General features: G+C 33.2%; 8 protein-coding genes and 1 pseudogene. 3 read left to right on the top strand and 6 right to left on the bottom strand.

What is annotated here, in order from left to right; genetic code table 11:
• Positions 1-90: 90 nt before the first annotated feature.
• The 3 genes from JVV30_RS03790 to JVV30_RS03780 all read right to left on the bottom strand — a co-directional run bounded on the left by JVV30_RS03790 (position 91) and on the right by JVV30_RS03780 (position 3,527).
• On the bottom strand, positions 91-999 hold the full coding sequence (locus tag JVV30_RS03790) for a phosphate/phosphite/phosphonate ABC transporter substrate-binding protein (RefSeq protein ID WP_204193423.1): 909 nt from the start codon (positions 997-999) through the stop codon (positions 91-93).
• A gap of 156 nt (positions 1,000-1,155) precedes the next feature.
• Positions 1,156-2,649, bottom strand: coding sequence for an aldehyde dehydrogenase family protein (locus tag JVV30_RS03785; protein WP_204193422.1), 1,494 nt, complete (start codon positions 2,647-2,649; stop codon positions 1,156-1,158).
• 221 nt (positions 2,650-2,870) lie between these two features.
• Positions 2,871-3,527: an NAD(P)H-dependent oxidoreductase gene (locus JVV30_RS03780; protein WP_204193421.1), complete on the bottom strand. Its 657-nt coding sequence runs from the start codon at positions 3,525-3,527 to the stop codon at positions 2,871-2,873.
• A gap of 318 nt (positions 3,528-3,845) precedes the next feature.
• Between JVV30_RS03780 and JVV30_RS03775 the strand changes: the two genes are divergently transcribed.
• Positions 3,846-4,838: a D-lactate dehydrogenase gene (locus JVV30_RS03775; protein ID WP_053028806.1), complete on the top strand. Its 993-nt coding sequence runs from the start codon at positions 3,846-3,848 to the stop codon at positions 4,836-4,838.
• A gap of 66 nt (positions 4,839-4,904) precedes the next feature.
• Here the strand turns inward: JVV30_RS03775 and JVV30_RS03770 are convergent, their stop codons facing one another.
• Both JVV30_RS03770 and srtA read right to left on the bottom strand, forming a co-directional pair.
• The gene (locus JVV30_RS03770) at positions 4,905-5,702 is read right to left on the bottom strand and encodes a Cof-type HAD-IIB family hydrolase (RefSeq protein WP_053028808.1); all 798 of its coding nucleotides are present in this window, start codon (positions 5,700-5,702) and stop codon (positions 4,905-4,907) included.
• A gap of 270 nt (positions 5,703-5,972) precedes the next feature.
• Entirely contained in the window at positions 5,973-6,575 is a 603-nt protein-coding gene (srtA, locus tag JVV30_RS03765; protein ID WP_193838949.1) for a class A sortase SrtA, read from the bottom strand.
• Positions 6,576-6,733: 158 nt separating this feature from the next.
• Between srtA and JVV30_RS03760 the strand changes: the two genes are divergently transcribed.
• Together JVV30_RS03760 and JVV30_RS03755 are read left to right on the top strand one after the other, a co-directional pair.
• Entirely contained in the window at positions 6,734-7,228 is a 495-nt protein-coding gene (locus tag JVV30_RS03760) for a GNAT family N-acetyltransferase (protein ID WP_053028812.1), read from the top strand.
• Positions 7,229-7,338: 110 nt separating this feature from the next.
• Positions 7,339-8,480 (top strand): IS3 family transposase gene (locus JVV30_RS03755; RefSeq protein ID WP_204193419.1). Its coding sequence is split into 2 segments (ribosomal slippage): positions 7,339-7,609 and positions 7,609-8,480, totalling 1,143 coding nucleotides; the frame shifts between segments, so codons are not numbered across the junction.
• A 138-nt stretch (positions 8,481-8,618) separates the two neighbouring features.
• On the opposite strand, the pseudogene JVV30_RS13200 reads toward JVV30_RS03755, so the two are convergent.
• Positions 8,619-8,786 (bottom strand): annotated as a pseudogene (locus JVV30_RS13200) (hypothetical protein); the annotation flags it as partial.
• Positions 8,787-8,882 lie beyond the last annotated feature (96 nt).

Raw genomic sequence — 8,882 nt, 5'->3', positions numbered from 1 at the left:
AACACAAAAAATCACGAAAGTGATTTTACAAGCTAAGCAAGTTGGGGTTACGACGAATTCAAAAATAATTCTGTCCCGCTCCCTTATTTTTTATTCTTCAACAAGCTTGCGATACTTTCTTACTGTGTCAAAATCGCTATCTTTCGCTTTCTCATAGCCTTGATGTCCATAAATATCTGTCAGTATTGTTTGACCTTTCTTTGTTTTACTTATCTCTAAAAATGCGTTACTGATTTTTGTTTTCCATTGTTGATCCATATCACTACGCACTGAAATCGTATCATTAGGTATTTTTTCCGTTCTATAAATCACTTTAGTATCTTTATAGATATTTGGGTAATCACGTTTTAAATCTGCACGTGCATCCTGATATGTTGCTACGGCATCGACATCACCATTTAACAATGCTATCAATGCTTGATCATGACCTTTGATTTGAGCAATTGTAATGTCATTTTGATGGATATGTACCTTTTTTAAGCTAGCCATAGGATAAATATATCCAGACGTAGATTCTGGATCTTGTAACCCTACCTTCTTTCCTTTTAAATCTTCTAACGTCTGTAAATGACTATTTTGACGTACTACAATTTGTGAACGATAGTAGTCGACCAATTTCGAAGTTGGATGTCCTTTATCATCTACCAAATAGCCTTTAGATTTTAATAGTACATCTGCAGCACCTTGGTCATGCGCGATTGTATAAGACACAGGTGAAATAAAGGCTACATCTACTTTTTTTGATTTTAACGCTTCTACCATCGTATTATAGTTAGTTGCTATATGTACCTTCACAGGAATGCCTAATTCCTTTGATAACAGTTGTTGTAATGGTTTAACTTTAGCATCTAATGTCTTTGCATTTTGTGAAGGTACAAATTCAACATTTATCGTTTCTGGTTTATAATCGTTTGAACGTTTGCCCTCTTTTGGTGAGCAACCACTGATTGCGACGACGAGCACGATAAAGCTCATGAATAATACAATTATTTTTTTCATCATTTTTCCTTTTGTAAAATATAAATTTTAAAGACTTAAATTGTATTATAACGTATTTCTATTATAAAGAAGTGTAAATGTATAAAAAAGCTATCCACAAAGTCTTTGACTTTGCAGATAGCCCTGATTCAGTTTGTAACTGATATACGTATTAACTTAGTATAAGCCTTTAGTTTCATTACTTGTATCGATAAAGATATTTTTAACTTGTTGATAGTTTTTGATTGCATCTTTATAAATTTCTCGACCAATACCTGATTTTTTGTAACCGCCGAATGGTGCTCCAGCTGGGAATTGATTGTACGTATTAATCCAAATACGACCTGTTCTTATCGATTTAGCCACGTTTAGTGCACGATTAATATTTGTCGTGAAGATACCACCTGCTAAACCATATTCAGAATCGTTCGCAATTTGGATTGCTTCTGCTTCATCTTCGAATTTCTCAACAACGACAACTGGTCCGAAAATTTCTTCTTGTGCCAATTGATGGCTATTGTCGTTAATTTCAATAATTGTTGGTTCGAAGAAATATCCTTTATCACGTCCATTGTCAGTTAAGCGATGACCACCTGTTAAGATGTTGGCATTGCTATCTTCTTCGGCAATTTTAACGTAACTTTCAATTTTTTCAAGTTGTTCTGGACCTGTTTGCGCACTCATTTTGACATCTTCATCGAATGGGTCGCCTACTTTAATATTTTCAAACGCTTCTTTAAGTTTCGGCATTACTTTATCATAAATTGATGATTGGACTAATAAACGTGAGCCTGCACTACAAACCTCACCTTGGTTAAATAAGATACCTAATTGAACGCCTTCAATCACTAGATCTAAATTAGCATCATCAAAAATGATATTTGCACTTTTACCACCGAGTTCTAATGTTGTTGGTACAATGCGTTCAGCACCTGCTTTAGCAACACCATAACCTACATCCGTAGAACCTGTGAATGATAATTTATTAACACCTTCATGATTGAAAATCGCGTCACCTGATTCAGAACCTTTACCTGTTAAGATGTTCACAACACCTTTAGGTAATACGTCTTGGAAAATTTTTGCAAGTTCAATTAATGATAAAGGTGTTGAAGACGACGGTTGGATTACAATCGTATTACCTGCAGCTAATGCTGGCGCTAGTTTCCAAGAAGCTAACAGAATTGGGAAGTTCCATGCAACGACAGCACCAACGACACCAACTGGTTCATTGATCACTAAACTCATTGTATTGTCATCAATTTCATTGACTGAACCTTCATCAGTCGTTAATACACTTGCGAAATATTTAAATTGATTAGCTGTTAATGGCACATCAATTGTTGATGTTTCTCGATAAGGCTTACCATTTTGAAGTGATTCAATTGTCGCGAAGTGTTCAACCTTTTCGTGAATTCGACGACTAATTTCTAATAAATAATCCGCACGTTCTTCTTTAGATGTTTTACTCCAACTGTCAAAAGCATCTTGCGCAGCTTTAACTGCTTTATCAACATCAGATTTACTTGCTTTGGCTACTTTAGCTAAATCTTCACCATTAGCGGGGTTAGTTACAGTTAATGTGTCTCCACTTTCACTTGCTTGAAATTCACCGTTGATAAATAAACCGTATTGTTCCTCTAAGAAATCTTTAACGTTTACTTTTGTCATTTTTCATCATCCCTTTATAAATATTTATGAAAAACATATGTGCGTTGTGTTTACATCAAATGTAAGCGCTTGCTTAAAGCTAATGCTATTTTACCTTATTTAAATTTTTAAATACACTAACTTGCTTGTATTTCATTTCCATATTTGTAAGTAGTTAAACATTAATAACAGAGAGCGTCTGAGACATTGATTGATGTCCAAGACGCTCTCTTTATACTTCATTAAACCCATTTGATGACATCATCGGCTGGTTGACGTACTTTAGCTTTAGGATCATGTTTACGATAGCCAAACGCAACCATTACAGATGGCGCAAACTGTTCTGTATCTATAACTTGTTCTTCAGCTAAAATTTCAGTAACTTTATCTAAATCAAATCCTTCCATAGGACATGAATCAATACCTAATAATGCTGCAGATGTCATCATATTAGCTAAAGCAATATACGTTTGCTTACTTGCCCAATCTAACAATGTTCTCTCGTTATCGTTAATATGGAAACTTGTTTGGAAGTCATTGTATTTGTCTTCTACTGCTGGAATCGTACTTTCTTCATATTTTTTGATACCTCGAACGATATGTTGCACATAGTCTGAGTCAGCAGTCACATTTTTGCGTGCAAGAATAATAACAAAACGACTAGCAGTGCTGAGTTGCTTTTGTGCACCCCAACTATAAGGTTTTAATTTCTCTTTTAAATCTTCATCCTCTAGAACAATAAAACGCCAAGGTTCTAACCCTAATGAACTTGGTGATAAGCGCCCCGTTTCCAATATTGTATGAAAATCTGAATCGCTCACATGTTTCTCTGGATCAAATTCCTTCGTTGCATGTCTGAAATTAAACGCGTTTAGGATTGTATCTTGCATCGAACTCATAAAATATTTCCTCCTTAGATTATACTAATTTGATTATATAAGACGTTTCCTTTAGCCTAAAGTTATACGCTTACAATTGTCATCAATTAAAAATAAATGAAAATTTACTATTTTTATGTGAAATTTTTAACAATTGAAAAATAAATTTCAATTTCCCTATTGATTTGTGAATAAATTCACAATATAATATATTTGTAAGTTAAGTAATAGAGATGTTTCAAATCATTATTCCTATTAATAATTCACATTTCTATAGACAACTTAGGAAAACTTATTTATTAATTATAAATTCATACAAAATGAAGTGAGGTTATTAAAATGACAAAAATTATGTTTTATGGAACTCGTGACTACGAGAAAAATGACGCTTTAAACTGGGGTAAAGCAAACAATGTTGAAGTTGTTACAACTGAAGAAATCTTAAGTGAAGATACAGTTGATTTAGCTAAAGGTTTCGATGGTGTCACTACAATGCAATTTGGTAAATTAGCAGAATCTGTTTATCCAAAACTTGAAGAATATGGAATTAAACAAATTGCTCAACGTACTGCTGGTTTCGACATGTATGATTTAGAATTAGCTAAAAAACACGGCATCATCATTTCAAATGTACCTAGCTACTCACCAGAAACAATTGCTGAATATTCAGTGTCTATCGCTTTACAATTAGTACGTCGTTTCCCTGCAATTGAAAAACGTGTTCAAGAACATAATTTCAAATGGGCTGCGCCTATCATGTCTACACCTGTTAAAAATATGACAGTAGCGATTATCGGTACAGGACGTATCGGTGCTGCAACTGGTAAAATTTATGCTGGTTTCGGAGCTAAAGTAGTAGGTTACGATGCATACCCTAACAATTCTTTAGACTTCTTAGAATATAAAGATTCAGTTGAAGAAGCAATTGCTGATGCAGATATCATTTCATTACACGTACCAGCAAACAAAGAAAGTTTCCACTTATTCGATGCTGATATGTTCGCAAAAGTGAAAAAAGGTGCAGTATTAGTAAATGCGGCTCGTGGTGCTGTTATTGATACACCAGAATTAATTAAAGCAGTTAACGATGGTACATTATACGGTGCTGCTATTGATACTTACGAAAACGAAGCAGACTACTTCACTTATGACTGGACTGGTAAAGACATCAAAGATGAAACTTTATTAGAATTAATTGAACATGAAAGTATTTTGGTCACTCCACATATCGCATTCTTCTCTGATGAAGCTGTGAGAAATTTAGTTGAAGGCGGATTAAACGCAGCATTATCAGTTATTAATACTGGTAAATGTGAAACTCAATTAAACTAAGATATGTGTTTAATAAATAAAAATCAGGAGAACGCTTAAAGTTGCGTATTCTCCTGATTTTTTTAGTTATTTCAATACTTCTTGTTCTATCACTTGTAAGACACCTTGTTCATCATTGCTAGGTGCGACTGCTTTTGCGATTTCAAATAATGTTTCATCATGACTATTAGCCATAACATAGCTGTGCTCAGCTAATTCAAGCATATCTTTATCATTGTTCGCATCTCCAAATGCCATCAAATCAGAAGCAGACATATCCCACGCTTTTAACAAGCGCTGAAGTGCTTGGCCTTTTGTCATGTTTGGCATAATAATATCAATACTATCATGTCCACTAGATACGAGTTTAATGATGTCGCTAAATTTCTCTTCTAGATCCTCATCTAATGTTGAATGCGTGTCTCGATTAATATTTAATGCAATTTTGACATATTCATCTTCTGGCAAAGGTTGAAAAGAATCAATTTCCTCTAACTGGTGATAGTAGAAATGGGCATCTTTCTTAAAAGCTTCACTCGTGTCTTTCAATATATAGGCACTTTTCAATCCACAAACTATAAATTCTTTAATGTTTCGCTCAATATTTAAATAATCAACCACTGCTTTGTAATTCGATGTATTAAAGCTACGATAATTGTATAGCGTATTTCCTTTATAGATCACTGCACCATTTTCAGAAATAAAGAACATATCTCTTTCGCCAAATATAGATTTTAGTTTCGCAAATTGATTGCCACTTGCGGCTATGAATTCTATATTACGTTCTTTTAATGCTTTGAAGATCTTCTCAAAACGGTCTTTATCATAATGCTTATTTGAATCTAAAAACGTGCCATCCATGTCTACTGCTATTGCTTTAACCATGTGTACTCCCCCTAGTCCGTTGTATTCATATTTATTATATCTGTCATCTCTTTAAGGTTGAAGTTTACGCTTTCATGATGAAACTATATTCACATTCTGAAATTGTATACAAACGCTAAAAATAACGCCCTTCATTTTGATAGCTAAATTAAAAAGAGTGAAACAGAATCCTTAATGAATGTACTGTTTCACTCCGATTAACTTACGTTTCTAAATTTAAGTAATGCTTAAATCCAAACACCTTAATGTTTTAGCTTTTAAGGTAATTCATTATTTCACTTGTTTCGCAACAAATATTTTACGCTTTTCCCAAACGCCAGTTTGTTCATTATAGTCATCACAAGTGATTAATGTTAATTGATTCTTCTCGCCTTTATGTTCATTAAGGACTTCCACTTGGTCTGGATTTACATCACGGATACTTGTCATTTTATATTCTCGTGTTTCATTCCCTATTTTAAAGTAAACCTTACTCCCTTTTTTAGCTGCTTTTAAGTTAGTGAATTGGTAATGTGGTCGATCGGTAAATGTGTGACCAGCAATAGAAATATTCTGATCACTTAGTGACTCATCCTCTTCAGCAAAGCTTACACCGCGATTTAACTGTTCTGGTGTCGCGGGACCAGGGTAAACAGGTTCTTTAATTTCTGCATCTGGTACTGAAATATAACCAGCCATTTTAGATTTGTCTTTAGGAATTGTCGGCGTTTGCTTACTATTTGACTTATCATTTTTATCATATTGTTCAATTTTGTTGTCGTTGTCTTTTTCATGTAAATAATTATCAATGTGTGGCTTAGCAAATAAATATATTGCTATTAAAATGAGGATGACCCCAATGATTGTCATCAATCGATTGATCCAATTCTTCATTATATGTTACTCCTTTAACGTACTTTCTTAGGTCATAGTATATCATTTTTACTTCATAAGTTTAATTTAATTCATCGTGTCATATTTAATGACATACAGTTGCAATAAAACAATTCTCGCTATAAACTGAAACAAACTTTGAAAAAGTAGGTGCCATAATGATTAGAGAAGCAGTACTTGAAGATTTACCGGCAATCTTAGCTATTTATAATGACGCAATATTACATTCAACAGCCGTTTATACTTATGATGTCCAAACGCTAGATGAACGAAAAGCTTGGTTTGACGCAAAACATCAAGCACAAGAACCAATATTTGTATTTGAATATGAAGGTAAAGCCGTGGGTTTTGCGACTTATGGTCAGTTTAGAAATTGGCCTGCCTATTTATATTCTATTGAACATTCAATCTATGTTGATCAATCGAATCGTGGCAAAGGCATTGCTTCCCAATTACTACAACATCTTATTGACGATGCGAGATCGAAGAATTATCGTACCATTGTAGCCGGTATCGATGCATCGAATAACAGTAGCATCCAATTACATAAGAAGTTTAACTTTAAACATGCAGGGACCATTACGAATGTTGGCTACAAATTTAATCAATGGTTAGACCTAGCATTTTACCAATATGATTTACATGCAAAATAAAAGAAAAGTAAGTGAGCCCCTTTTATGGGCTGACCCCAATTAGTGGGAATTATATAAAAACACTTTCGTTGAATTCATATTAAAATGAATCATACGGAGGTGTTTTTTCTATGAAAAGAGTATCTTATTCAGTAGAAACAAAGTATAAAGCAGTTGAAATGAAAATAGCTGGTTTTTCGACAAAAGAAATTATGAAAGAATTAAATATTAAAAATAGAACACAAGTGGAAACTTGGTGGCGATGGTATCGAAATGATGAAAGTTATAGATTTTCACAACACATTGGAAAACAATATACCTACGGTAAAGGATTAGAGGAATTATCAGAAGTAGAACGATTAAAATTAGAAAATAAGAGAAAAGATATAGAATTGGATATTTTAAAAAAGTACAAGGAATTGGAAAGGAAGTGGTACCAGCAGTAATCATAGATTTAGTGGAGCAATTAAAAGTAAAATATTCAATCAAATTGATACTAGAAGTATTAAACATATCTAAATCAACATATTACCGATGGAAAAACAAAACCCATAAAAATGATACCGTAACACAAAAAGTCATTGAATTATGTGAAGCTAATCACTATACATACGGTTATCGTAAGATTACAGCTTTGATTAATCAGTGTTATACATCACCAATTAATCATAAGAGAGTACAGAGAATTATGCAGGAGCATCAATTGAACTGCCGAGTTAGACCTAAAAAGACGACAAGAATAGGTAAACCATATTATAAAACAGACAATTTATTACAAAGACAATTTAAAGCGAGTCGTCCCATGGAAGTATTAACAACCGATATTACTTATTTACCATTTGGTCATTCTATGTTGTATTTATCTTCGATAATGGATATTTATAACGGAGAAATTGTAGCGTATAAAATAGGTGATAAACAAGACCAAAGTTTAGTTAATGATACATTAAATCAGATCGATATACCTGAGGATTGTATATTACATAGTGATCAAGGTAGTGTTTATACATCCTATGCTTATTATCAATTATGCGAAGAAAAAGGCATTATCAGAAGTATGTCCCGAAAGGGAACACCTGCCGATAACGCCCCGATAGAAAGTTTCCATTCCTCACTAAAGTCTGAAACTTTCTACATAAACAATGAGCTTAATAGCCCTAATCACATTGTAATAGATATTGTCGAAAAGTACATTAAAAACTATAATAATAATCGAATTCAACAAAAACTAGGCTACTTATCCCCTGTAAAATACAGAGAATTAGCAGCCTAGAGCATAGTGTTTTTATTAAGTTCCCATTTAAGGGGTTCAGTGCCTTTACTCACTTACTTTTCTTTTATCGTCTTTTTCAAAAAGGTCTTCTTTCTCATGAAAGATTTCCTTCTTAAATAACGTTTCTATTTGTTTCCTCTTTTTCTCCGCAATCACAAAACCCACATAATAAAATAGGAATACAATAATCATACTTAATGACATTGATTGTAGTAAGAGATTCTCCCATGTTCCCTCGACAGTCCATAATTGTGTGATAGTTGTGTTAATCACGAATACAAAAAAGATGATACATAACCTTAGCATATCATCATCCCCTTTTGAGTTATTTTATCTGTATTGGTGAAATTTTGCAATAACTTTTTTAATTTTCTGATAAATGTATGCAATTTTAAATCGTTT

It is taken from the genome of Staphylococcus sp. GDY8P47P, from assembly GCF_016892225.1.
GTDB lineage: Bacteria > Bacillota > Bacilli > Staphylococcales > Staphylococcaceae > Staphylococcus > Staphylococcus borealis.
This window is presented reverse-complemented; position numbering and strand designations above follow the sequence as displayed.

What these genes read in the sequence shown, in the direction of transcription:
- JVV30_RS03790 (WP_204193423.1), bottom strand. Translation starts at nt 999, where the DNA reads ATGAAAAAAATAATTGTATTATTCATGAGCTTTATCGTGCTCGTCGTC.
- JVV30_RS03785 (WP_204193422.1), bottom strand. Translation starts at nt 2,649, where the DNA reads ATGACAAAAGTAAACGTTAAAGATTTCTTAGAGGAACAATACGGTTTA.
- JVV30_RS03780 (WP_204193421.1), bottom strand. Translation starts at nt 3,527, where the DNA reads ATGAGTTCGATGCAAGATACAATCCTAAACGCGTTTAATTTCAGACAT.
- JVV30_RS03775 (WP_053028806.1), top strand. Translation starts at nt 3,846, where the DNA reads ATGACAAAAATTATGTTTTATGGAACTCGTGACTACGAGAAAAATGAC.
- JVV30_RS03770 (WP_053028808.1), bottom strand. Translation starts at nt 5,702, where the DNA reads ATGGTTAAAGCAATAGCAGTAGACATGGATGGCACGTTTTTAGATTCA.
- srtA (WP_193838949.1), bottom strand. Translation starts at nt 6,575, where the DNA reads ATGAAGAATTGGATCAATCGATTGATGACAATCATTGGGGTCATCCTC.
- JVV30_RS03760 (WP_053028812.1), top strand. Translation starts at nt 6,734, where the DNA reads ATGATTAGAGAAGCAGTACTTGAAGATTTACCGGCAATCTTAGCTATT.